Genomic DNA, 24,156 nt, shown 5'->3' with positions numbered 1-24,156 from the left:
CCCCCCGGTCGCCCGGGGAGGCCCATCCAAACGGCGGTTCCGCTGGCAGCCGGCGTGGCTGTTCGCCTTGCCGAGCCTCGCAATCCTGCTCGTCTTCATCGTGTATCCGATCACTCAGTCCTTCTGGTACAGCCTGCACAACTGGCGCATCGGCAGAGACGTGCAGGAGTGGGTCGGGCTCGCCAACTACGAGGAGCTCTTCGCTGATGAGCTCTTCTGGAACGCCCTTCGCATCACCCTCGCCTTCTCGGTTGTCAGCGTCGTGCTGCAGATCGCGCTCGGCTACTGGGCGGCGACGGCCCTCGTACGCGAGACACTGCTCAACCGCATCGTGCGCTCCGTCTTCTTCTTTCCCACGATCGTCGCACTCGCAACGATCGGCCTGGTCTGGCGCTTCCTGCTCGACTCGCGCATCGGATTCATCGGTGGCATCGTCTCGCTCTTCGGCGGCGACCCCGTCGCCTTCCTCCAGGACCCCGACCTTGCCCTGCCCACCATCATCTTCGTGAGCGTGTGGAAGACCGTTGGCTATGCGATGGTCATCCTGCTCGCCGGCATCAAGGGCGTGCCAGACAGCCTCTACGAGGCGGCGCGCATCGACGGGGCCAACGCGCGGCAGCTCAACTGGCACGTGACGCTGCCGAGCATTCGACCGACCCTGCTCTTCGTCACGATGATCCTCACGATCAACTCCCTCCAGGTCTTCGACCTCGTCTACGTCATGACCAACGGCGGCCCGCTATTCGCCACCGACACGCTCGTGACGATGATGTTCCGCGAGGGCTTCACCAACTTCGACATCGGCTACGCCTCCGCGATCGCGTGGGTGCTGTTCGTCATCATCATGGTGCTCTCCGCACTGCAGCTCAGATTGTTCAGGTACCGCGATGTTGACTAGCCTCCGACTCTCGATCAAGTGGGTGCTGCTCTCCATCGGCATCGCGGCAGCGCTCATCCCATTCGTCTGGATGGTCGCCGGCTCGTTCCGCAGCGAAGCAGATCTGTTCGGAGCACCGTGGAGCCTGCTGCCGACCGAGTGGACTCTCGACGGCTACACGAGCATCTGGCAGGAGCTGCCGTTCCTCCGTCTGCTGCTCAACAGCTTCATCTTCGCCGGAGTGACCACGGTGCTCTGCCTGCTCTTCGACTCGATGTGCGCCTACGCGCTCGCGCGGATCCCGTTCCGCGGGTCGAACGTGCTCTTCATCCTGGTGATCGCGACGCTCATGGTGCCGTTCCAGGTGACGCTGATTCCCGTGTTCATCGAGCTGTTCCACTTCGGGTGGCTCGATACCTACCAGGGCCTCATCATCCCGCGCGCGACGAGTGCGTTCGGCATCTTCATGCTGCGCCAGTTCTTCATCACGATCCCGAGAGAACTGGACGAGGCGGCCCGCATCGACGGCGCGGGTCACCTTCGCATCTACTGGCGCATCATCCTTCCGCTCGCGAAGCCCGCACTGGCAACCCTCGCCGTGCTGCACTTCATGAACCTGTGGAACGACCTGCTGTGGCCGCTGATCGTCACGAGCTCGACCGAGATGCGCACGCTCCCGGCAGGCCTCACCCTGTTCGGCGGGCAGCATGTCACCGACCACGCCGTGCTCCTCGCGGGCGCCACGATCTCGTTGCTCCCCCTTGCTCTCGCGTTCTTCCTCGCGCAGAAGTACTTCGTGGCGGGCATCGCGACGACGGGGCTCAAGTGATCCCGGCGAGCTCGCCGTTCAGGCGGGGTTCGTTCACGTGGCTGGTCGGCATCGAGGACACCTGTGTCTACCCGGTGAGCCCACACGAGCAGCCGCTCGACGAGCACATCCTCACCGGGCACAGCGAGTCGTGGATGGCAGATCTGACCCTTGCCCGCGACCTTGGGGCGACCGCACTGCGCTACGGCGTCAGCTGGCCGGTGGTGCACGTGGCACCCGGTGAGTTCGAGTGGGGAGAGCTCGACGAGATCCTTGCCTTCGCGGTGGACGTTCTCGGCCTGACTATCGTGGCTGATCTCGTTCACTACGGCACGCCACGGTGGCTGCGGCACTCGTTCGCAGACGAGCGATACCCGGCGGCGATCGAGGAGTTCTCTCGCGCCTTCTCCGAGCGCTACCGCGGCAGGGTGACGCACTTCACCCCGCTCAACGAACCGGTCACGACCGCATCTTTCTGCGGGTTGCGTGGCGTCTGGCCGCCGAGGCTGACGGGCTGGGATGGATGGATCGCGGTTGCGGTGCCGATGGCTCTCGGCATGGTGCGGTCGACCGCGGCCATACGTGCCGTCAACCCGGACGCGGTCATCGTGCACGTTGAGGCGTCGACCGTGGTGCACACCGAGGAGCCAGCACTCGACGAGCACACGGCGCTGGTGCGCGACATCGGCTGGCTGCCCACCGACCTCATCGTCGGCAGGGTGGATGAGTCGCATCCGCTGTGGTCGTGGCTGCTCGACCACGGTGCCTCGCAGGATGACTTGCTGTGGCTCCTCCAGCATCCACAGGTTCCCGACATCATCGGTGTCAACTACTACCCGGACCTCACCCCGAGGCGGATCACGACCGTGGCTGGTTCTGTCGCGCAGCTGTCGTTCGACGACTGGACGAACGGGCTCGTCGAGGCCGTCTCTGGCTTCTCGGCCCGCTACTCGCTTCCCCTGGTGATCACGGAGACGAGCATCGAGGGAGACGACGACCTGCGCACGCGATGGCTTCGCGACTCAGCTGTGGCGGTGCGCGGCCTTGCTGCTGGCGGCGCGGACATCCGGGGGTACACCTGGTGGCCGCTATTCGACTTCGTTGACTGGTCGTGGGCAGCCGGCGGCGCCAATGTCGAGGAGTTCGTGGTGCAGCGGCAGGCGGCAGACGGCTCGACCGAGATCGGCCCGGCGCCATCGCTCGGCGACCCTGCAGACGGAAAGACCCCGTTCCTTCGGCGGATGGGCCTTGTGCGACTAGAGGAGACCGCGAGCGGAGCGCTCGAGCGAGTCGCAACTCCAGCGGCCGAGCTCTTTCGGGAGCTGTCGTGACGGCGCCGGTGTACGAGTCGTACTTCGCCGATCCGTTTGTGCTCCGCTTCGCCGATGGCGCCTACGTGGCCTACGGAACGGGCCGCCCTCCCGCCGAGGGCAGCACGGTCTTCGAGGCACTCGTCTCGACCGACCTGGTGCACTGGCGCGCATATGGTGCCGTCATGCCACGCGTCGACGCGAGCCTCGGCGACGAGTACTGGGCGCCGGAGGTTGTGGAGGCCGACGGTGCGTGGTGGATGTACTACTCGGTCGGCCACGGAATCAGCGGTCACCATGTGCGCGTCGCGCGATCGCGCTCCCCGCTCGGCCCCTTCGTCGACCAGGGAGTGAACCTGACTCCTGGCGAGTCGTTCGCGATCGACGCGCATCCCTTCAGAGACCTTGACGGCAGCTGGTACCTGTTCTTCGCGCGTGATGTGCTTGACGACCCTCGGCCCGGAACCCAGCTCGCCGTCGTCCGACTCGCAACGATGACCCGTGCCGAGGGGCAGCCCGTCGCCGTGCTCGCGCCCAACGCCGACTGGCAGCTCTTTGAGCGAAACCGCAGCATCTACGGCGCGACCATCGACTGGCACACCCTCGAGGGTCCGTCGGTCATCTTCCGCGACGGCCGGTACTGGCTGACCTATTCCGGTGGGGCGTGGACGGGGGATGGGTACGCCGTGTCGTGGGCAGTCGCCCCGAGTCCGCTCGGCCCATGGGCTCATGCGCCAGAGGGCACGCCACCGCTGCTCGCGACCGGCATGCACGGCCTGATCGGCCCGGGGCACAATTCACTCGTCGTCACGCCAGAAGGCGACGACGCCATTGCCTTCCACGCCTGGGATGAGGCGCACGACGCACGCAGGATGCACGTGCACCGCATCTCCTTCAAGCCGGAGGGACCCTGGGTCGACGGCCCGATCCAGGGTTCATCCACCCCCCGCAGCACGCGGGGATCCACGCTGGGGTGACCTGAATGCTTTAACGATTCAGCATCGCAGTTCCATTACCCGACGAAGTGTAAAGGAATGACAGTGAACATCAGGAAACGAGCAGCGGCGAGAGCCGCGGCAGTTGCGGCGCTAGTCGTCGCACTCACGGCGGCGCCGCTTCAGCCGGCCCTCGCCGGCACAGGCACGATCGCTATAGACGCGGGCGCCGTGCAAGGGGTGATCCAGCCCACCGTCGTCGGACAGATGGCGGAGTGGGCGTACGACGAGATGAATGGAGCGTGGGCGGAGCGCCTGCGAAACCGCTCATTCGAGACGGAGACGGTGGCATCGACCCAGAGCACCCTCTACGACCACTTCTCCGGTTCGTCTCTCGACCGTTCGCGCTGGACGCCCGTCTCGCTCGACGGGGTCGCAGCCGGAACGGTCACGGTCGGCTCGGGATCCGTCTCGCTTGCGGCGGCATCCGCAGGTCGATGGGGCATCGTCTCGAACAACCTCGGCGACACGAAGTACACAGCGACAACTGTCGAGTCGCGCATCGTGAGCGCATCGGGGACAAACGCCATCCTCGGCGTATACGGGGGCACCGGTGCCGGCGACTTCAGCAAGTACCTCGAGTTCGCCGTCGAGGGGGGCAACCTGAAGGTCTATGGCGATGGTCTGACCGCGTGGACCGGAGGGGCCGCGACCCTTCCGGCGACACTTAAGATCGTCGTCTCGCCGCAGTCCGGCACCGCTCGTGACATCGACTTCTACTACAACGGCTCCCTGGTGAGAACGGTGACGGGATACACCCTGCTCCCTGACGACTACCGGGCCTTCCTGTACGGATACACGGGCACGGTTGTCGCCGACTACGTAACGGTCTCGCACGACGACACCTTCGACAGCTTCGGGGGCACGGCTCTGTCATCGCGGTGGACACCCACCCTGCTGCAGGGCGGCATCGCCGGGTCGGTATCCGTTGCGAGCGGGCGGGCGCAGGTGACAGGCACGGCGAGCTCGCGGTACGCCCTGCTCTCGGCACCGGTGCGCAACAGCGCCGTCGACTGGACGACCGTCGACACGCGGCTCCAGTCGGTGTCTGGCACCAACGGGCTCATCAACATCTACGGCGGTTCCGGAGCCGGGGACTTCTCCAAGTTCATGGAGTTCGGCGTCGAAGGCGGTGTCGCGAAAGTGTTCGCCCCCGACGGCTACAACTGGACCGGCGGCGCAGTGACGCTCCCAGCGACCCTCTCCGTGCAGGTGAGCCCCTTCTATGCCAACGGCCGCTCATTCCGCTTCTACGTCAACGGCACGAAGGTGCACGAACTGTGGGATCGCAAGGACGTCCCGAAGGGCGACTTCCGGGTCGGACTGTACGGATTCGGAACCTCCGTCACCCAGTGGGACCGCGTCGGAATCAACGGCGTGCACCTATGGGACCAGTTTGCGCCAGGGTTCGAGGGGGGTCCGGGGCCGAGTGTTGAGTGGACGCCCATCTCCCTCGCGGGTGGCTGGGGCACCGCGACTCAGGGCAACAGCCAGATGACCATCGCCGGGGTGGCCGGCAGTCGCTATGGCGTGATCTCCCCGCGGCTGGAGGAGAGCGACGTCTACGGCTACACGGTCGACGCGAAGCTCGACTCCGTCTCTGGAACGAATGCGCTGCTCAATATCTATGCGGGCACGGGCAGAGGTGACTTCACCAAGTTCGTCGAGTTCGGGGTCGAGGGCGGCGTGCTCAAGGTGTTCGGCGACGGGGTGACGACCTGGACCGGGCCCGCAGTGACCACACCGGGCAAGCTGAGGATCGAGGTCAGCCCGTGGACATCGGGCGGACGAACCTTCTCGTTCTACTACGACGGCTCGCTGGTGCACCGACTCGAGGGAGTGAGCGCCGTTGGCAACACCGAGTTCCAGGTGTTCGCGTACGGCTACGGATCGTCGACCACCGCCTGGGACTACATCACCTGGAACCGTCAGGGGTCGTGGTTCGACGACGGCTATGCCGATCGTGCGAACTACACCCAGGTCGCGGGTGCCTACAACGGTGCCTCCGCTCAGCAGGTGCAGGTGACGCAGCACACGACAGGTCGCCGCGGAATCGCCCAACGCGACGTGCAGGTGGCCGCGGGCAAGCAGTACGCCTTCTCGGTGTGGCTCAAGCAGACGGGTCTCAGTACGCCGGTGACGGTCTACCTCGGACCGGCGACCGGTGACGGCCCGTCGTACACGACCTATGCGAGCGCGACGCTCTCCGGGGTGACGGGAAGCTGGGCTAAGTACACAGCCACGCTCACGCCATCGACAACCGACCCGTACGCGAAGCTGTTCATCGGCACCGCGGGAACCGGGACGCTCGCAATCGACATGCCGAGCCTCATGCCCCTCGACCCGTCGGAGGTGTCATACGGGGGATGGCGCAAGGACTTCGTCGACCGCGTCGACGTGCTCGATCCCGTAATGATCCGCTGGCCGGGTGGCATCATCGCCGATTCGTACAACTGGGCAGACGGGGTCGGATCCCGCGACTCGCGGCAGCCGACCTACTTCGCCCAGTGGGACGCGCAGTGGATGACGAACGATGTCGGCACGCACGAGATCCTTGACCTCGCGCAGGCGATGGGCCTCCAGGTGATCCTCAATGTCAACTGGGGCCAGGGCACGTCGACAAGCGCGGCCAACTGGGTCGAGTACGTCAACGGATCTACCGGCACGACACAGGGCGCAGCGCGAGCGGCCAACGGCAAGTCGACTCCGTGGGGCATCAAACACTGGGAGATCGGCAACGAGGTCTGGGGATGGTGGACGCCAGGCCACACCGACGCCACAACCTTCGCAAACAGCTACGTGCAGTTCCGCGACGCCATGTACGCGAAGGATGCCTCCATCGAGTTCATCGGCGAAGGCGGCGACGGAAACAGCGCAAGCCAGGCCTGGAACACCACCCTCGTGCAGACGGCTGGCTCCAAGATCGATCAGGTCGCCGTTCACTACTACAGTCCGCAGGGGCTCCCGCAGAACTACTCGTCGAGTGATGTCTACTCGGCGAGCATGGGGGCCGCGCTCACCATCGGCGACCGGCTTGCCGCGAGCGGTGACGCCATTCTCGCCAACACGACGAATGACATCAAGCTCGCCGTTCTCGAGCACGCGGCGATGTACTTCAACGAGGAGCACCGCCGCACTCGGACGCTCGAGGGTGGACTCGCCGAGGCCGGCATTCTCAACCTGTTGATGAGGAGACCGGATCTCAACGAGATCAACGCGGCCTCGACGCTCGTCAACTTCTGGGATGGCGGATCGTTCCGGGTCGGCAACCGCGGCTCGTTCGTGACGCCGGCCTATGAGGTGCAGCGACTCGTCGCCGCGCAGCATGGACCGCTCCTCGTGAAGTCGACATCGACATCCAGCACCTACAACGCGCCGGCGATGGGCAACCTCCCATCCCGGGCGAACGTGCCGTATCTCGATGTGACGACGACTCGGTCGGCAGACGGGTCGAAGCTCTTCGTTTCGGTGCTCAACCGTGATCCGTCGAGCGCGACCACGACGGCGATCTCGATCGCCAACGGAGGGTCGATCGGTTCGACGGCCGTGGCGCGCACGGTGAACTCGTCGAGCTACCTCGACCAGAACACCTGGCAGAGCCCGACCACCGTACAGGCAGCGACCTCCACGGTCTCGGGTGTCGGCAGTTCGTTCAGCTACAGCTTCCCCGCGCATAGCTACACCGTGCTGACGATCGACATCGGGGCGGCTTCTGTCACCCTGCCTGCCGTAACGGGTCGAGTGACGACGAGCGCCGGTGCCGCGATCAGCGGGGCCACGGTGCAGATCGTGGGCGGTGCCAGCACGACAACGAACGCCGAGGGCTTCTTCCTGATCTCGGGGGCCTCGACGGGCACGGTGTCGGTGCAGGTAAGCAAGACGGGCTACACGACCTACACCCGAAACCAGTTGGAGGTGAGCGCAACGGGAGCAACAACGCTGCCCGTGCGACTGGTGCCGTAGCGACGGGGCCGGGGCGGCATTCCCGCCTCGGCCCTTCGCCTATCGCGACGGTTTAGCGGCCCGCCAGCCTCGCCGAGAGCGCGGCGGCGGTCGCGACGACGAGCGGGCCGAGCTCGTCGCCGGCGTCGAGCTCTGAGCGGTAGGTCAGCCCGATCGCCGCGACGGGGTGGGCGTTGCGGTCGAGCGCCGCGGCGCCGACGGACGAGTAGCCGCCCATGACGTCGCCCTCCTCCGAGGCCCAGCCGCGGGCGCGCACGTCGGCGAGCAGGTGATCCAGCTCTGCCAGCGTGCGCGGCCCTGGCCCAACACGGCGCACGAGGCTGTCGCGGCTCGGGTACAGCGCACGCACCTGCGCGCTCGAGAGACCGGCGAGCATGGCGCGACCGGTCGCCGTGAGGTGGGCGGGGAGGCGAACGCCGACACTGGAGACCGTGGTCGGTGCCCGCGGCACCGCCACCTTGTCGACGTACGTGACCTCCGCCCCTGTCAGCACCGCGAGGTGGGCGACGACCGGCACCCGCGCCTGCGCGACGAGCCGCTCGAGCAGCGGATGCGCGAGCCGCGCCAGCCGGTCGCTCTGCACCGAGGCAGATCCCATCTCGGCGACGAGGTCGCTGAGACCGTAGGAGCGATCCTCCGGGTAGTGCACGAGGAAGCCCTCGTCCATCATCGCCCTGGCCAGCTGGTACAGGGTCGAGCGGGGAATGCCGAGCTCCCGGGCGATCACCGCGGCTGGCATCGGCTGTCCGCGGTGGGCAAGGAGGCGCAGGACGCGGAGGGCGCTGCGCGCGGCTGGCACCTCTGGCATCCGGTCTCCTTCTGTCTGGTATCTCAGACAGAGTATGCCCTCGCTCCTCCCCACGCCCGAGGCCGCAGGCGTTGAATGACGTGCATGGTTCAGACAGTGGTCGTCGGTGTCGGCGCCGTTCGCGTCGAAGAGCTCGTTGCCGTGGCGCGGCATGGCGCTCGCGTAGAGCTCTCGCCAGAGGCGCTCGCGGCCATTGCCGACTCCCGCGCGGTGATCGAGCTGCTCGCCAGCGACGACAGGCCGCACTACGGGGTGTCGACGGGTTTCGGCGCTCTCGCCACCAAGCACATCCCGCTCGAGCAGCGCCAGCAGCTGCAGCGATCCCTCGTGCGCAGCCACGCTGCCAGCAGCGGACCGGAGGTCGAGCGCGAGGTCGTGCGCGGCATGATGCTGCTGCGCCTCTCGACCCTCGCCACGGGTCGCACGGGCGTTCGCCCGGTCGTCGCCCAGCGCTACGCCGACCTGCTCAACGCCGGCATCACCCCTGTCGTCGGCGAGTACGGCAGCCTCGGCTGCTCCGGTGACCTCGCGCCCCTCGCCCACTGCGCTCTCGCGATCATGGGGGAGGGCGAGGTGTTGGTGGACGGCATCGCGGGGCCGGCAGCCGAAGCGCTCGCCGCGGCCGGCGTCGAGCCCGTCGTGCTGCAGGAGAAGGAGGGCCTCGCCCTCATCAACGGCACCGACGGCATGCTCGGCATGCTCGCCCTCGCCATCACCGACCTCGACGCGCTGCTCACGACCGCCGACCTCGCTGCCGCCATGAGCGTCGAGGGTCTCGCGGGCACCGACACCGTCTTCGCCGCTGACCTGCAGGCACTGCGGCCGCACCCGGGCCAGAGGGAGAGCGCCGCGAACATGCGCGCGGTGCTCGCCGGCTCCGGCACGATCGCGGCCCACCAGGTCGCGGGGTTCACCCGGGTGCAGGATGCCTACTCGCTGCGCTGCGCCCCCCAGGTGCACGGGGCCGCGCGCGACACCCTCGACCATGCCCGCACGGTCGCGCAGCGCGAGCTTGCCAGCGCCATCGACAACCCCGTGGTGACGACGGACGGCCGCGTCGAGTCGAACGGCAACTTCCACGGGGCACCGGTCGGGTACGTGCTCGACTTTCTCGCCATCGTCGTCGCGGATGTCGCGAGCATGAGCGAGCGCCGCACCGACCGCTTTCTCGACAAGAGCCGCAACGGCGGGCTCAACGCCTTTCTCGCGGCCGACCCCGGCGTGGACTCCGGCCATATGATCGCGCAGTACACGCAGGCGGGGATCGTGAGCGAGTTGAAGCGGCTGGCGGCTCCCGCATCCGTCGACTCCATTCCGACGAGCGCGATGCAGGAGGATCACGTCTCGATGGGCTGGAGCGCGGCCCGCAAGCTGCGCCGCAGCATCGACGGCCTGCAGCGCGTGCTCGCGATCGAGCTCATGACGGCAGCGCGCGGCATCGAGATGCGCGGCGAGACGCCGTCGCCCGTGTCGGCGGCGGTCATCGCCGCACTGCGCACGCGGGTGCAGGGCGTCGGGCCGGATCGCTACCTCGCGCCCGAGATCGCGGCGGCGGTCGACCTCGTGGTGGATGGCAGCTTGCTTCGGGCGAGCGGATTGGAGACAGCATGATCAGCGCACATCGCGGCACGCAGCTGCACACTCTCGGCTGGCCGCAGGAGGCCGCCCTTCGCATGCTGCAGAACAACCTCGATCCGGAGGTCGCAGAGCACCCGGAGAACCTCGTCGTCTACGGCGGCACCGGCAAGGCCGCGCGCGACTGGCCGAGCTACCACGCGATCGTGCGCACGCTGCAGACACTCAAGGGCGACGAGACCCTGCTGGTGCAGTCGGGCAAGCCGGTCGGCGTCATGCAGACCCACGAGTGGGCGCCGCGCGTGCTGCTCGCCAACTCCAACCTCGTGGGCGACTGGGCCAACTGGGACGAGTTCCGGCGTCTCGAGCAGCTCGGCCTGACGATGTACGGCCAGATGACCGCCGGGTCGTGGATCTACATCGGCACCCAGGGAATCCTCCAGGGCACCTACGAGACCTTCTCCGCGGTTGCAGCGAAGAGGTTCAACGGAACGCTCGCCGGAACGATCACCCTCACCGCCGGACTCGGGGGCATGGGCGGTGCCCAGCCGCTCGCCGTCACGATGAACGACGGCGTCGCGATCTGCATCGACGTCGACCCGTCGCGCATCGCCCGCCGGCTCGACCACGGCTACCTCGACGTGTCTGCCGGGTCGCTCGCCGAGGCGCTCGACCTCGCCTACGCCGCGCGCGACGCAAGCAAGCCGCTCTCGATCGGCGTGCTCGGCAATGCCGCCGCCCTCGTGCCGCAGCTGCTCGCCATGGGCGCGGAGATCGACATCGTCACCGACCAGACGAGCGCGCACGACCCGCTTGCCTACCTCCCGCTCGAGGTCGCCTTCGACGACTGGGAGCAGGCGCGCCTCGACCCCGGCTTCGCCGACCTCGCGCGGCAGAGCATGGCCGTGCACGTGGAGGCGATGGTCGGGTTCCAGCGCGCGGGCGCCGAGGTGTTCGACTACGGCAACAACATCCGCACGGAGGCGAAGGCAGCGGGCTACGCGGACGCGTTCGCGTTCCCCGGGTTCGTGCCCGCCTACATCCGGCCGCTTTTCGCCGAGGGCAAGGGGCCGTTCCGCTGGGCCGCGCTCAGCGGCCAGGCGAGCGACATCGCCAAGACCGACCGAGCCGTGCTCGAACTCTTCCCAGAGAACGAGTCGCTCGCGCGCTGGATCCGGCTCGCCGGCGAGCGCGTGCACTTCCAGGGGCTGCCCGCGCGCATCTGCTGGCTCGGCTACGGGGAGCGGGATGTCGCCGGAGCACGCTTCAACGACATGGTCGCCTCCGGCGAGCTCGCCGCCCCCGTCGTCATCGGGCGGGACCACCTCGACTCCGGCTCGGTCGCCTCGCCGTACCGCGAGACCGAGGCGATGAAGGACGGCTCCGACGCGATCGCCGACTGGCCGCTGCTCAACGCGCTCGTCAACACGGCGTCGGGCGCGACCTGGGTATCGATCCACCACGGCGGCGGCGTCGGTATCGGTCGCTCGATCCACGCCGGGCAGGTGACGGTGGCCGACGGCACCGCGCTCGCCGGGGAGAAGATCGCGCGCGTGCTGTCGAACGACCCGGCGATGGGCGTCATCCGCCATGTCGATGCCGGCTACGACGAGGCGATCGCGGTGGCAGAGAGGCTCGACGTGCGCGTGCCGATGCGAGAGGCGTCTATCGAGGGAGCTGAGGCGTGACCCTCTCCCACGATCCGCTCTGGCCGCGCGCCGGCGACTGGCCTTCGCCGACCGGCGCAGCCGACGTGGCGCTCGTGGGGGTTCCGACGCACGAGAGCTCGCTGTCTGCGACGAACGCGCAGCTGACGCCCGCGGCGGTGCGCGATGCGCTTCGGCGCTACAGCATCCGGTCGCCCCTCTCGATCGTGGATGCCGGCGACACTCTCGACGTCGTCGACCTCGGTCGCATCGAGGCCACGCTTCTCGTCGCCATCGGCGGCGACAACTCCGCGACGGTTCCGGTCGCACTGGCGCGGCTCGGATCGGACCTCGCGAGCGCCGGGCTCGTCACCCTCGACGCCCACCACGACCTGCGCGACGGTCACAGCAACGGCTCGCCGGTGCGCGAGCTCATCGATGCCGGGCTCGACGGACGGCGCGTCGTGCAGGTCGGCATCGAGCCCTTCGCCAACTCGGCGGCCTATGCGCAGCGGGCCCGCGACCTCGGCATCACGGTGATCACGAGGGCCGACCTCGAGCGCCGCGGCATGGCCGACGCGATGGCGGAGGCCCTCGAGATCGCGTCCTCCGGTGGTGGCCGTGTGCACGTCGACCTCGACGTGGATGTGTGCGACCGCTCCGTCGCGCCCGCGTGCCCCGCGAGCGTTCCGGGTGGCATCTCGGCGTGGCAGCTGCGGCAGGCGGCTGCTGCAGCGGGGGCGCACCCCTCGGTCACCTCCGTCGACCTCGTCGAGGTGGATGCCGCGGCCGACACCCCCGACGGCCGCACCGTGCGCCTCGTCGCGCTGTGCGTGCTCGAGATCATCGGGGCGCGGTCGTGACCACCACTGTCATCACCGATATCGGCCTGCTCGTCACGCACGACGAGGAGCGACCGGAGCGCACGCAAGCCGCCCTCGTCATCGAGAACGGAGTCGTGGTGTGGGTCGGGGACGCGAGCGACGCCCCCGCTGCAGACCACCGCATCGACGCGGGTGGTGCGTGCGTCATCCCTGGCTTCGTCGACAGCCACAGCCACCTGGTCTTCGCTGGCGACCGCGCCGACGAGTTCGAGGCGAGGATGGCTGGTCGCCGCTACGAGGCGGGCGGAATCCGAAAGACCGTGCGCCTCACCCGCGAGGCCTCGGACGACCAGTTGCTCGCCCGTGCCGCCGCCCTCGTCGCCGAGATGCGGGCACAGGGCATGACGACCGTCGAGATCAAGAGCGGCTACGGCCTCACCGTCGCCGACGAGGCACGGGCCCTCCGGCTCGCGAGCACTCTGACGCCGGAGACCACCTTCCTCGGGGCGCACGTCGTGCCGGTGGAGTATGAGGACGATCGCGACGGCTACGTCGATCTCGTCGTCGGCGAGATGCTCGCGGCGTGCGCTCCGTTCGCGCGATGGATCGACGTGTTCTGCGAGACCGGTGCGTTCACTGTCGAGGAGTCGCGCCGCATCCTGCTCGCTGGCGCCGCAGCCGGTCTTGGCCTTCGGGTGCACGCCGGGCAGCTCGGGGAGTCCGACGGGGTGCGCCTCGCGGTCGAGCTCGGTGCCGCAAGCGTCGACCACTGCACCTTCCTATCCGACGCAGACATCGAGGCACTCGCGGGCAGCGACACGGTCGCCACCCTGCTGCCCGGTGTCGAGTTCTCCACCCGGCAGCCGTATCCGGATGCCCGCCGCCTCATCGACGAGGGCGTCACCGTCGCGCTCGCGAGCGACTGCAACCCCGGCTCCTCCTTCACGAGCTCGCTGCCGTTCTGCATCGCCGTCGCCGTGCGTGACATGGGGATGACGCCGACGGAGGCCCTGCGCGCCGCCACCCTCGGCGGCGCGGCAGCCCTTCGCCGCGAGGATGTCGGCCACCTCCGCCTCGGAGCCCGGGCTGACCTGGTCGTGCTCGACGCCCCGAGCTACGTGCACCTCGCCTACCGGCCGGGGGTGCCGCTCGTGCGGCAGGTGCTCTCCGCCGGGTGAGTGGGGCACGTGCGCGCGGGCGAGCTGGTGCTCTCGCGCCTGCGGGACTTTGGACCCTACATCGCTCCTGATCGCCCGCGAAGGATTGCCCGTAACAGAGGTTGGATTCGGTGTCGACCTTGTCGGCGCTGGCGACCACATTCGAGGAGAGCATCATGCGCGCAGTCATTGTCACCGACTTCACCACGGCCCCGGAGGTTCAGGAAGTGCCTAAGCCGACCCCCGGTGCTCACGAGGTTCTCGTGAGGGTCGAGGCGTCCGGGCTGTGCCACACTGACATCCACGCTGCACACGGCGACTGGCCGGTGCGGCCGCATCTGCCTTTCACCCCCGGTCACGAGGGGGTGGGAATTGTCGAGTCGATCGGCGCCGACGTCACCGAAGTCGCCGTCGGTGACCGGGTCGCGATGCCATGGTTTGGATACGGTTGCGGCGCGTGCGGCTACTGCATCGACGGTCGCGAAACCCTGTGCGAGAACCAGCGCAATACCGGCTACTCGATTGACGGCGGGTTGCGGGAGTACTCCACGGCAGATTCGCGGTACGTCGTGAAGGTGCCGGAGGGCATTACGGCTCGCGATGCCGCGCCCCTGACCTGTGCCGGTGTCACCACCTACAAGGCCATCAAGGTGGCCCATATCGTGCCAGCCGAGCGTGTCGCTGTCTTCGGCATCGGCGGTCTTGGCCACCTTGCGGTTCAATACGCCAAGCTCGTCGGAGGGTTTGTCACCGCTGTCGACGTCGTAGACGAGAAGCTGGAGCTTGCGGCCCGATTGGGCGCCGACCATCTGGTGAACGCCGCAGCAGTGGATCCAGTGAAGGCGATCCAGGATGAGGGTGGTGCCGACGTCGCAGTCGTCCTCGCGGCGTCGTCGGAGGTGTTTGAGCAGGCGTTCCAGAGCCTTCGACGCGGCGGACGCCTGGTGTGCGTCGGCCTGCCGAAGGACGGAGCTTTCGAACTGCCGATCTTCGCAACGGTCCTGAAGGGCATTTCGGTGATCGGTTCGATCGTCGGCACCCGCGAGGATCTGCGAGAGGTCTTCGCACTGCACGCCGCAGGACGCACCGAGGTCGTCACCGAGACGCGGGACCTCGGCGCCATCTCGTCGGCGATGGACGAAGTCCTGAGCGGCAAGGTGCCCGCGCGAATCGTGTTCGAGTTCGCGGGTGCCTGATACGTCGTACCCACAGCTAGTCTGGCCCTCATGGAGACGACGACGGTTGTGTACGACAACGGCGGGTGGCCGGCTCGTGCGATAGTGACCGCCGGCCTCAATGCCTGAACTGCTCTCGGATGACGCCATCACGTTCGTGAGAGACCGCCACCTCGCGACGCTGTCGACCCTCGCACCCGACGGCAGCATCCACGTCGTCGCCGTCGGCTTCACCTACCGCGACGGTGTCGCCCGTGTGATCACCTCCGGCGACTCGAGGAAGGTGCGCAACATCCTCGCCGATGGCCGCGCCTCGATCGCCCAGGTCGACGGCCCCCGCTGGCTCACGCTGCAGGGCACGGCGACGATCGCCCGCTCTGCGGAGGAGGTGCAGCTCGGCGTCGACCTGTATGCCGAGCGCTACCGCCAGCCGCGGGTGAACCCGCTGCGCGTGGTCATCGTGCTCGAGGTGCGGTCGGTGCTCGGCTCAAGCGGGATGCGCCGCTAGCGCACCGAAATCGGCGAGGGGCACGAGGCCGTCGGCGACGGCCGCGAGTGACGGGTCGAGCGCGACGAGCGCGTCGGCCTGCAGGCGGGTCACCGCGATGTACTCCGCGTGGGAGGTGTCGGGCCAGTCGTGCTCCAGCGCGAGCCGGAATGCGGTGCCGCGCGAGACCCGGTCGCCGAGCAGTCGGATGCGCATGCTCGTGATGCCGTCGAGCTGCTGCAGGGCATCCTGTCGACTGGTCTCACCGGCACGCACCGAGGCATGGATCAGCGCGAGCGCCTGCGAGCGCAGCACGCTCGGCGCGACGAGGTCGTGCTGCACGTCGATGCCCTCGCGAACGATGCGGATCGCGGCCGGGGCGTCGATAACGAAGCGGGTCATGCATCCAGTCTGGCGCGCTGCGGCCGCGGTGGCGCGCAACTCGCGGCAGGGCTAGCGCAGCGTCGCCACGTCGATGACGAAGCGGTAGCGCACGTCGGAGCTGAGCACGCGCTCGTATGCCTCGTTGATGTACTCGGCCGGGATGACCTCGACCTCGGAGGCGATGCCGTGCGTCGCGCAGAAGTCGAGCATCTCCTGCGTCTCACGGATGCCGCCGATGCTCGAGCCCGCGAACGTGCGGCGGTTGCTGAACAGCGTGAACACCTGGATGGGCAGCGGCTCCGGCGGGGCGCCGACGTTGACGAGGGCCCCGTCGAGACGGAGCAGCGTGAGGTATGCGTTGATGTCGAGGGGCGCACTCACCGTGTTGATGATGAGGTCGAAGTGGTTGCGCAGTTCCGTGAAGGTGGCGGGGTCGCTCGTGGCGAAGTAGTGGTCGGCGCCGAGGCGCAGGCCGTCGTCCTTCTTGCTCAGGCCCTGCGAGAGCACGGTGACCTCTGCGCCCATGGCGTGGGCGATCTTGACCGCCATGTGGCCGAGGCCGCCCATGCCGACGACGGCGACGCGCTTGCCGGGGCCGGCATTCCAGTGCGAGAGCGGGGAGTACGTCGTGATGCCGGCGCACAGCAGGGGAGCCGCTGCCTCGAAGGGGATCGACTCCGGCACCCTCAGCACGAAGTCCTCGACGACGACGATATGGGTCGAGTAGCCACCCTGCGTGATCGTGCCGTCGCGGTCGACGGCGGTGTAGGTTCCGGTGTTGCCGTTCAGGCAGTACTGCTCCTCGCCGGCGAGGCAGTTCTCGCACTCGCGGCACGAGTTGACCATGCAGCCGACGCCGACCCGGTCGCCGACGGCGTGCTTCGTGACGGCAGAGCCGACCTCGGTGACGGTGCCGACGATCTCGTGGCCGACGACCTGCGGGTAGGCGATGGGTCCCCACTCGCCGCGAACGGTGTGGATGTCGGAGTGGCAGATGCCGGAGTACGCGATCTCGATGAGAACGTCGTGCTCGCCGACCTCGCGGCGCTCGATGGTGGTGCGGATCAGTGGCTCGGTGGCAGAGGGCGCAGCGAAGGCGTTCACGGTAGGCATTGGTCTATTCTCCCGCGGATAGAGTGAAAGGGATGTCAACTCCATTCATCGTCAGCGCCGACGTCGCCGACGCCCTCGCCGCCAACCGCCCCGTCGTCGCCCTCGAGTCGACGATCATCTCCCACGGACTCCCGCGCCCGCGCAACCATGAGGCGGCGATCGAGTTCGAGCAGATCCTGCGCGAGAAGGGCGTGACGCCTGCCACGATCGCCGTGCTCGACGGTGTGCCGCGCATCGGCCTCGACGAGGAGGGTGTTCGCCGCATCGCGGAGGAGGAGCTGGCCAAGGCCTCCGTGCGCGACCTGCCCATCATCGCGGCGGCGGGACTGAGTGCAGCCACCACCGTCGCGGCCACGAGTCATCTCGCGGCGCTCGCGGGCATCCGCGTCTTCGCGACCGGCGGACTCGGGGGAGTGCACCGTGGTGCGAGCGACACCTTCGACGAGTCGGCCGACCTCTCGACCCTCGCGGTCACCCCGATCACCGTGGTGAGCGCCGGCGTCAAGTCGGTGCTCGACATCGCCGCGACGCTCGAGCGCCTCGAGACTCTCAGCGTGCCGGTCATCGGCTACGGCACGACCGTCTTTCCGAGCTTCTGGCTGCGCGAGAGCGCCTTCACGCTCGACTGGTCGGTCGAGAACGCCGCCCAGGTCGCCGCCGTCATGAAGAGCCAGGACGAGCTCGGCCACGGGCAGGGCATCGTGGTGGCGAACCCGGTTCCCGCCGATCAGGCGTGGGAGCGCGAGGAGCACGACCGCATCCTCACCGAGGCCCTCGCCCTCGCGGAGGAGGCCGGTGTGACGGGCAAGGCGGTCACGCCGTTCCTCCTCCTCAAGATCGTCGAGCTCTCTGGCGGCCGCAGCCTCGAGGTCAACCTCGACCTCGCGCGCAACAACGTGCGCGTCGCAGGTGACATCGCAACGGCCTGGGCCGCGCTGCATGCCTAGAGTCCTGGTCGTCGGCGACGTCATCGACGACATCATCGTGGTTCCCCACGGGCCGATCCGGCCGGATACCGACACGGTCAGCGACATCCGTTCGAGCGCCGGCGGCTCGGCCGGCAACACCGCCGCCTGGCTCGGCCACCTCGGAGTGTCGGTCGAGTTTCACGGCATGGTCGGCGCGGCCGACGTCGCGCGGCACTCGGCAGAGTTCGAGCGGTTCGGGGTCATTCCTCGACTGCAGGGGCACGCGACACTGCCGACGGGAGCCATCGTGATCCTGATCGACGGCGACTCGCGCTCCATGCTCACCGCGCGCGGTGCCAACGACTCCATCGACCTCGATGCGATCGAGGTCGACGGCTTCGCCGCCCTCCACCTCACCGGCTACAGCCTGTTCAGTCGACCGGATGCCGCCCCCGTCACCGCCCTGATCGGCCGGGCCCGCGCGGCTGGGCTTGCCGTGAGCGTCGACCCCGGTTCTGCCGGGTTCCTGCTCGACTACGGGGCGGAGCGGTTTCTCACGGCGATTGATGGCGCGACGATCCTCGTGCCCAACCTCGAGGAGGCCCGCGCTCTCACGGGCAGCGATGACGCGCGATCCGCGGCACTCGAGCTCGCCGCGCGCTTCGGCGCGGCGGCCGTCACGCTCGACCGTGCCGGCGCGGTCGTGGCTGTCGATGCAGGGCCGGCTGTTGCGGTGCCGGCTGTCGCCGCATCCATGGTCGATCCGACCGGAGCCGGAGATGCCTTCACCGCCGGCTTCCTCGCCGAGTACCTGTCGAGCGCAGACGCGGTGGCCGCTGCCACCGCCGGCACGCGGCTGGCGAGCATCGCGGTCTCGGAGCTCGGAGCGCGACCCGCTCCGTGATCTCGCCGGGGCCTCCGCGTACGGGGGTCGCGGAGGCCTCGACGAGTGGCGCTCGTGAACCGTGGCGCATCCATGACGGAATCGGGTCTCGCGAATGGAGCGCCGGTGGCCCGTCATCGCGACCAGTGACCACCGTGCCCCTGAAGTCTGGGTATTCCTCAGCAGACAGACGTGTCTACGCGCAGCGGGATGGCCCCGCGATCCGCGGTATTCCGCGGTTCCCGGGGCCATCCTCCGAACTGGCTGGGAGCTAGTCCTCGATGCGCACGTCCTCCTCGAGGTATGGCTCGATGACCATCGGCTCCGGCAGTTCGATCACGCCCTCCTCGAGGGAGACGACCGTGGTGAACCAGCCGTCGGGGTGCGCGACGGCGAAGCCTGGCACGAGCCACGCGTTGCCCTCGGAGTCCCACATCATGAGCAGGGTCGCCTCGGCGGAGTCGACGGTGACGACGACAACCTCGGGGGTCGGCTCTGGCATGGGCTCCGGCTCGACCGTCGGCTGCGGCTCGACGGTGGGCTCTGGCAGTGGCTCGACGCTCGGGTCTGGCAGCGGTTCGGAGCTCGGCTCCGTGCTCGGCTCCTCGGTCGGAGCGTCCGGCTCGTTCGAGACCGGGGCGTCGGGGTCGACCGGGTCGGTGCTCGTCGCATCCGGGCTGACTGCACCGCCGGCCTCGGAGGAGCGTGCGGCATCCATCGCGAGGATGCTCACGCCACCCTGGAAGTCGGGGCCGGCGGAGCCGTACCAGCGCCAGTCGTCGAGGCGGTCGACAGCGCTCGCGGCAGAGACCGTGCCGAACTCGCCGCGGTCGACGACGGAGATCGACTGGCCGTAGCCCCAGGCGAGATCGCCCGTCGCCGACCAAGCAACAGTCCACTCGAGCGCGGTCTTCACGCCGTCGACCTCGAGGTTCGTGGTCGCGGTCGTCTGCCACGCGTCGACGGTCACCCGGATGTCGCCGGGGGCGACCGTCAGTCCCGTCTCGGCGAAGAGGTCGGCGGCCAGCGATCGCGCCTCGTCCTCGCGGGGCGCGAGGCTGTCTTCGAGCTTCGGCTCGACGTACTCGCAGCTCGGCTCTCCGACGGCGAAGCCGGGGTCGACCAGCTCAGTCGCCTCGCCAGAGCCGGAGTCGCCGGTCGTGCCGTCGCCGATGTCGCCATCGCCCTCGATGGGCAGCGGAACGCACGCGCTCTGCGGGTAGGCGGTGGGGTTGTTGTAGTACCAGCTGCCGGTGCCGGTCCAGGTGACGTTGACCGATGGAGCGGTGCCGTCCTCCGGTCCGACCACGTAACTGGGGTAGGCCTCGTCGAAGTACGACGACTTCTGCGGCTCACCGTCGACGTCGAACGCCGCGGCGATCTGGGCGGCCCGCTCTACGGCAGTGCCGACGCGCTTGAGCTGGTAGACCGAGCCGCGACCACCGTCGGTCGAGAGGGAGTCACCGGCGACGTACTCGTAGGTGATCCAGCTGGCCATCATCTTGCTTGTCGAGTCTTCTGCGCTCATCGCACTCCCGCCCGCCGCGCTGCCACTGGCTGCCGTGAAGAGCGGTGCCCGCTGCTGGAACGTGGGGGCAACCACGAGCGCGCCGACGGCGACGGCCGCGACCATGAGTGTCGCGCCTCCGGCCACCTGAAGGCGCCGGGCCGGGTTGGCCAGCCGAGGAGCGGTGCGATCGGATGCACCAGACACGAGGTCTGGCGAGAGCTCCGGCGCGAGGCCGCGAGCGTCGAGGCTGCGCCGCAGCCGGGCTGAGAGGTCGTCGTTGTTGTTGCTCATACCCTGTTTATGTCGGGCGGGGCTCGGTTCTTTCATCTCCGGCAAGAAGTGCCGCGAGCGTCTTCCTCGCGCGGTGCAGGCGGATGCTGACGGCGTTCGGGCTGATGCCGAGAGCAGAGGCAATGGATGCGATGGGCAGATCCTCCAGCAGCGCGAGTGCCAGCACCTCGCGGTCGCGCGCCTTGAGCGCACGCCACGCACCGGCCAGCGACTCGTCGGCGATCACGATGTCCTCCGCAGACGGCGCGGAGTCGGGGGTGCGGAGCAGCTGCACAAGGGAGGCGCCGGTGGCCTGGCGGCGGCGGTGGTTCGCCACGAGGTTCGCCGCAATGCGGTACAGCCACGGCAGCTCCTCTCCCTCGACCACGGTCTCGCGCTTGGTCCAGGCGACGGCGAACACGTCGGCAGCGAGGTCTTCGACGAAGCGTCGCTCGACGCGGCGGGAGAGGTAGGAGCTCACCGCTGGGAGGTGCTGCGTGTAGGCGCGCTCGAAGGAGCCATCGGTGGTCATGGCTCAACTCTGGCGGGTGGGGGCCGAGAGCGACAACCCAACGTTTTGCCCGACACGAACGTCTGACTTGACACCCTTTGATCAAGACTTATACTAAAGTCTGAAATAAGTACCGACCACGACAAGAGATCGATCGACGATGACCGAGAACAGCCGGCTTGCCAGCACCCCGCAGCTCGACACGAGCGCCTTCCCCTCCGACTTCCGCTGGGGGCTCGCGACTGCCGCGTACCAGATCGAGGGCGCTGCCTTCGAGGGCGGACGAGGCCAGAGCATCTGGGACACGTTCTCGCACACGGCGGGGCGCAGCCACAACGGCGACACCGGCGACGTGGCCTGCGACCACTACCACCGCTGGGAGGCCGACCTCGACCTGCTGGCGAGCCTCGGCGTCTCTGACTACCGCCTCTCTGTCTCGTGGTCGCGGCTTCAGCCCGCGGGCAGCGGCGAGCTGAACGGTGAAGCGGTCGCGTTCTATGCGGCGCTGCTCGGCGGACTTCGTGCGCGGGGCATCCGGCCACTGGTCACGCTCTACCACTGGGATCTCCCGCAGCCTCTCGAGAGTGCTGGCGGCTGGCCTGCGCGCGAGACGGCACACCGGTTCGCGGAGTACGCGCGCAGAACCGTTGAGGCCCTCGGGCACCTCGCCGACGAGTGGGTCACCCTCAACGAGCCATGGTGCTCCGCGTTCCTCGGCTACGGCTACGGCGCTCACGCACCGGGCCGTACGAGCATGCGCGACGCGGTTGCCGCAGCCCACCACCTCAACCTCGCGCACGGCCTCGCGGTTGCCGAGATGCGGGCAGTGCAGCCGCACGCCCGCATCGGCATCACCAACATCGTTCAGGACTTCGTCGCCGCAACCGACTCCGCCCTCGACCTCGCTGCGATGACCCGCCTCGACGCTGCCAACAACCGCGTCTTCCTCGACCCGGTCTACCTCGGCGACTACTCGGCGAACGTTCGCGCGGTGCTCGACCCGCTCGGCCTCTCTGACGTAGTCATGGATGGCGACCTCGTGATCATCTCCGCCCCCACCGACTACGCGGGCATCAACCACTACCAGCGCCTGCTCGTGCACGACGAGCCCGGCGCCGGGCCCTTCGACCTCGTCGAGCGCGCTGCGGAGCCGGCCACCACGTCCTTCGGCTGGTCGGTCGTTCCCGACTCCCTTCGCGCGGTGCTGTGCCGCGTCTCTGAGGAGTTCACGAGCCTGCCGATCTACGTCACCGAGAGCGGAGCGAGCTTTCACGACTACGTCGACCCGAACGGCGAGGTCGTCGACGTCGAGCGCGTCGACTACCTGCACGGCTACCTCGGTGCCGCCGCAGAGGCCATCGGCTCCGGCGTCGACCTGCGCGGCTACTACGCGTGGTCGTTCCTCGACAACTTCGAGTGGGCAGAGGGCTACAGCAAGCGCTTCGGCCTCGTCTACGTCGACTACCGCACCCAGGAGCGGATTCCCAAGCTGAGCGCGCACTGGTACGGGCGCCTCATCTCAGAGCATCAGGCGGCCGCGTCGGTCGACGCGGCGTGAGCCTGATGGTGCGAGTCTGGACCGATCGCACCGATTGCACCACTCCACCCCGCAATGCACTCACTAGAAAAGGAAACTCAATGAAGAGAACAGCAAAGGGTGTGCTGGCGGCCGTCGCGGTCGCGAGCATCACACTCGGTGCGAGCGCCTGCTCGAGCCCAGCCCCCGCCGGTGACGCAGAAGGCCCGCTGACCGTCTGGGTCATGGGCGACTCCGGCGCCAACTTCGAGACCCTCGTCGCCGACAGCGGCATCGAGGTCGAGGTCGTCGCGATCCCATGGGACTCGATCGACGAGAAGCTGACCACCGCGGTCGCATCCGGATCCGGCCCCGACATCCTGCAGATCGGCCTGTCGAAGCTGCGCACCTTCGCCGACGCGGGAGCACTGCTTCCGCTCGACGACGAGCTCGCCGACCACCCGGCCCTCAGCCCGGAGAACTTCCCGTCGGGCGTCGCCGGCACCTCGACCTCGGTCGGCGGAGAGATCGTCAGCGTGCCGTGGACGAGCGACACGCGCGTGCTGTTCACCCGCACCGACATCCTCGCCGAGGCCGGCTATGACGCACCTCCTGCCACCTGGGACGAGGTGCGCGAGTACGCCAAGACCCTCACCGCCCGCGGCGAGGGCCAGTACGGCTACTACATCCCGCAGTGGGACGCCCCGCTGCCGATCGAGATCACCTGGAGCATGGGCGGCGACGTCATCGACGCTGACGGCAACGTCGACTTCGACACCCCGGAGTTCGCCAAGGCGGTCGACGTCTACGCCGGCCTGTACGCCGACGGCAGCGTTCCCGTGAACGGCGACTTCGACCAGACCCAGGGATTCATCTCCGGTGTCGCGCCGATGCTCGTCAGCGGACCGTACCTCGGCAACGGCATCGCCTCCTCCGCCCCGGAGCTCGACGGCAAGTGGCAGGCAAGCCCGCTGCCAGCCGGCGACGGCGGCTCCGTCTCGCTCTTCGCCGGATCGAACCTCGGCGTGTGGCACAACACCGACCAGAAGGATGCGGCTCTCGACCTGCTCGAGTACGTCTCCGCTCCAGAGCAGCAGCTCGCCTGGTACGCCCTCACCGGAGAGCTGCCAACCGTCAGCTCTGCCCTCGAGGACGAGGAGCTCAACAGCGACCCGAACGTGAAGGTCTACACCGACCAGCTCGCAACGGCCAAGGTGCTGCCGCTCGTCTCCAACTGGGACGGCGCCGTCGGCACGGAGCTGCTCAACGCCCTCAACGCGATCGTGCTCACGGGCGCTGACCGCGACGAGTCGCTCGCCGGCCTCTTCTCGAAGACCGCGGGCCTCAGCAACAAGTAGGCCAACCGGGGGCCGCCGCGACCCGGCGGACCCCACCCTCCCTCGCACCGAAGATAGGAAGAGTGTCGGGTGGGGGGA

20 protein-coding genes are annotated in these 24,156 nt (G+C 68.4%); 15 read left to right on the top strand and 5 right to left on the bottom strand.

Annotation, left to right across the window (positions count from 1 at the left end):
• The 5 genes from AC14A7_RS03435 to AC14A7_RS03415 all read left to right on the top strand — a co-directional run.
• Window positions 1-898 (top strand): carbohydrate ABC transporter permease (locus AC14A7_RS03435; RefSeq protein ID WP_484006487.1); only part of this gene is annotated, 898 nt, incomplete at its 5' end.
• On the top strand, window positions 888-1,706 hold the full coding sequence (locus tag AC14A7_RS03430) for a carbohydrate ABC transporter permease (protein ID WP_484006486.1): 819 nt from the start codon (window positions 888-890) through the stop codon (window positions 1,704-1,706). The genes AC14A7_RS03435 and AC14A7_RS03430, both read left to right, overlap by 11 nt.
• Window positions 1,703-3,016, top strand: coding sequence for a family 1 glycosylhydrolase (locus AC14A7_RS03425; RefSeq protein ID WP_484006485.1), 1,314 nt, complete (start codon window positions 1,703-1,705; stop codon window positions 3,014-3,016). The genes AC14A7_RS03430 and AC14A7_RS03425 overlap by 4 nt, the downstream gene beginning before the upstream one ends.
• Window positions 3,013-3,972 (top strand): glycoside hydrolase family 43 protein, encoded by a 960-nt coding sequence (locus tag AC14A7_RS03420; RefSeq protein WP_484006484.1) that lies wholly within the window; start codon window positions 3,013-3,015, stop codon window positions 3,970-3,972. Before AC14A7_RS03425 ends, AC14A7_RS03420 begins: the two co-directional genes overlap by 4 nt.
• A gap of 57 nt (window positions 3,973-4,029) precedes the next feature.
• Complete coding sequence (locus AC14A7_RS03415) at window positions 4,030-7,953, top strand: carboxypeptidase regulatory-like domain-containing protein (protein ID WP_484006483.1); 3,924 nt, start codon at window positions 4,030-4,032, stop codon at window positions 7,951-7,953.
• Between the two features lie 52 nt (window positions 7,954-8,005).
• Here AC14A7_RS03415 and AC14A7_RS03410 read toward each other — a convergent pair whose 3' ends face one another.
• A complete protein-coding gene (locus tag AC14A7_RS03410; RefSeq protein WP_484006482.1) occupies window positions 8,006-8,761 on the bottom strand; it encodes an IclR family transcriptional regulator in 756 nt (251 codons plus the stop codon).
• An 84-nt stretch (window positions 8,762-8,845) separates the two neighbouring features.
• Here AC14A7_RS03410 and hutH point away from each other — a divergent pair, with 84 nt between their 5' ends.
• The 6 genes from hutH to AC14A7_RS03380 all read left to right on the top strand — a co-directional run bounded on the left by hutH (window position 8,846) and on the right by AC14A7_RS03380 (window position 15,646).
• Window positions 8,846-10,372, top strand: a complete 1,527-nt coding sequence (hutH, locus tag AC14A7_RS03405) for a histidine ammonia-lyase (RefSeq protein WP_484006481.1) — start codon at window positions 8,846-8,848, stop codon at window positions 10,370-10,372.
• Complete coding sequence (gene hutU / locus AC14A7_RS03400; protein ID WP_484006480.1) at window positions 10,369-12,024, top strand: urocanate hydratase; 1,656 nt, start codon at window positions 10,369-10,371, stop codon at window positions 12,022-12,024. Before hutH ends, hutU begins: the two co-directional genes overlap by 4 nt.
• Window positions 12,021-12,845 (top strand): arginase family protein, encoded by an 825-nt coding sequence (locus AC14A7_RS03395; protein WP_484006479.1) that lies wholly within the window; start codon window positions 12,021-12,023, stop codon window positions 12,843-12,845. Before hutU ends, AC14A7_RS03395 begins: the two co-directional genes overlap by 4 nt.
• Complete coding sequence (gene hutI / locus AC14A7_RS03390; protein ID WP_484006478.1) at window positions 12,842-13,984, top strand: imidazolonepropionase; 1,143 nt, start codon at window positions 12,842-12,844, stop codon at window positions 13,982-13,984. The genes AC14A7_RS03395 and hutI overlap by 4 nt, the downstream gene beginning before the upstream one ends.
• Window positions 13,985-14,094: 110 nt before the next feature.
• The gene (adhP, locus tag AC14A7_RS03385; RefSeq protein WP_484006477.1) at window positions 14,095-15,159 is read left to right on the top strand and encodes an alcohol dehydrogenase AdhP; all 1,065 of its coding nucleotides are present in this window, start codon (window positions 14,095-14,097) and stop codon (window positions 15,157-15,159) included.
• Window positions 15,160-15,259: 100 nt separating this feature from the next.
• Window positions 15,260-15,646, top strand: a complete 387-nt coding sequence (locus AC14A7_RS03380; RefSeq protein WP_484006476.1) for a TIGR03618 family F420-dependent PPOX class oxidoreductase — start codon at window positions 15,260-15,262, stop codon at window positions 15,644-15,646.
• Here AC14A7_RS03380 and AC14A7_RS03375 read toward each other — a convergent pair.
• Together AC14A7_RS03375 and AC14A7_RS03370 are read right to left on the bottom strand one after the other, a co-directional pair.
• Window positions 15,626-16,027 carry a hypothetical protein gene (locus AC14A7_RS03375; protein WP_484006475.1) on the bottom strand — a complete coding sequence of 134 codons (402 nt, stop codon included), beginning with the start codon at window positions 16,025-16,027 and terminating at the stop codon, window positions 15,626-15,628. The genes AC14A7_RS03380 and AC14A7_RS03375 overlap by 21 nt on opposite strands.
• 51 nt (window positions 16,028-16,078) lie before the next feature.
• Window positions 16,079-17,122, bottom strand: a complete 1,044-nt coding sequence (locus AC14A7_RS03370; RefSeq protein WP_484006474.1) for an NAD(P)-dependent alcohol dehydrogenase — start codon at window positions 17,120-17,122, stop codon at window positions 16,079-16,081.
• 32 nt (window positions 17,123-17,154) lie between these two features.
• Here AC14A7_RS03370 and AC14A7_RS03365 point away from each other — a divergent pair, with 32 nt between their 5' ends.
• Window positions 17,155-18,069 carry a pseudouridine-5'-phosphate glycosidase gene (locus tag AC14A7_RS03365; protein WP_484006473.1) on the top strand — a complete coding sequence of 305 codons (915 nt, stop codon included), beginning with the start codon at window positions 17,155-17,157 and terminating at the stop codon, window positions 18,067-18,069.
• Window positions 18,062-18,934: a carbohydrate kinase family protein gene (locus AC14A7_RS03360; RefSeq protein ID WP_484006472.1), complete on the top strand. Its 873-nt coding sequence runs from the start codon at window positions 18,062-18,064 to the stop codon at window positions 18,932-18,934. The genes AC14A7_RS03365 and AC14A7_RS03360 overlap by 8 nt, the downstream gene beginning before the upstream one ends.
• A gap of 250 nt (window positions 18,935-19,184) precedes the next feature.
• Here the strand turns inward: AC14A7_RS03360 and AC14A7_RS03355 are convergent, their stop codons facing one another.
• Together AC14A7_RS03355 and AC14A7_RS03350 are read right to left on the bottom strand one after the other, a co-directional pair.
• Window positions 19,185-20,714 carry a hypothetical protein gene (locus AC14A7_RS03355; protein ID WP_484006471.1) on the bottom strand — a complete coding sequence of 510 codons (1,530 nt, stop codon included), beginning with the start codon at window positions 20,712-20,714 and terminating at the stop codon, window positions 19,185-19,187.
• 7 nt (window positions 20,715-20,721) lie between these two features.
• Window positions 20,722-21,225 (bottom strand): RNA polymerase sigma factor, encoded by a 504-nt coding sequence (locus AC14A7_RS03350; RefSeq protein ID WP_484006470.1) that lies wholly within the window; start codon window positions 21,223-21,225, stop codon window positions 20,722-20,724.
• A 139-nt stretch (window positions 21,226-21,364) separates the two neighbouring features.
• On the opposite strand from AC14A7_RS03350, the gene AC14A7_RS03345 reads away from it, so the two are divergent.
• Window positions 21,365-22,762 (top strand): GH1 family beta-glucosidase, encoded by a 1,398-nt coding sequence (locus AC14A7_RS03345; protein WP_484006469.1) that lies wholly within the window; start codon window positions 21,365-21,367, stop codon window positions 22,760-22,762.
• An 80-nt stretch (window positions 22,763-22,842) separates the two neighbouring features.
• Window positions 22,843-24,078, top strand: a complete 1,236-nt coding sequence (locus AC14A7_RS03340) for an extracellular solute-binding protein (RefSeq protein WP_484006468.1) — start codon at window positions 22,843-22,845, stop codon at window positions 24,076-24,078.
• Window positions 24,079-24,156 lie beyond the last annotated feature (78 nt).

This window comes from Conyzicola sp., from assembly GCF_057073975.1.
The sequence above is the reverse complement of the archived record's forward strand: the minus strand, read 5'-3'. Positions and strand labels throughout refer to the sequence as shown.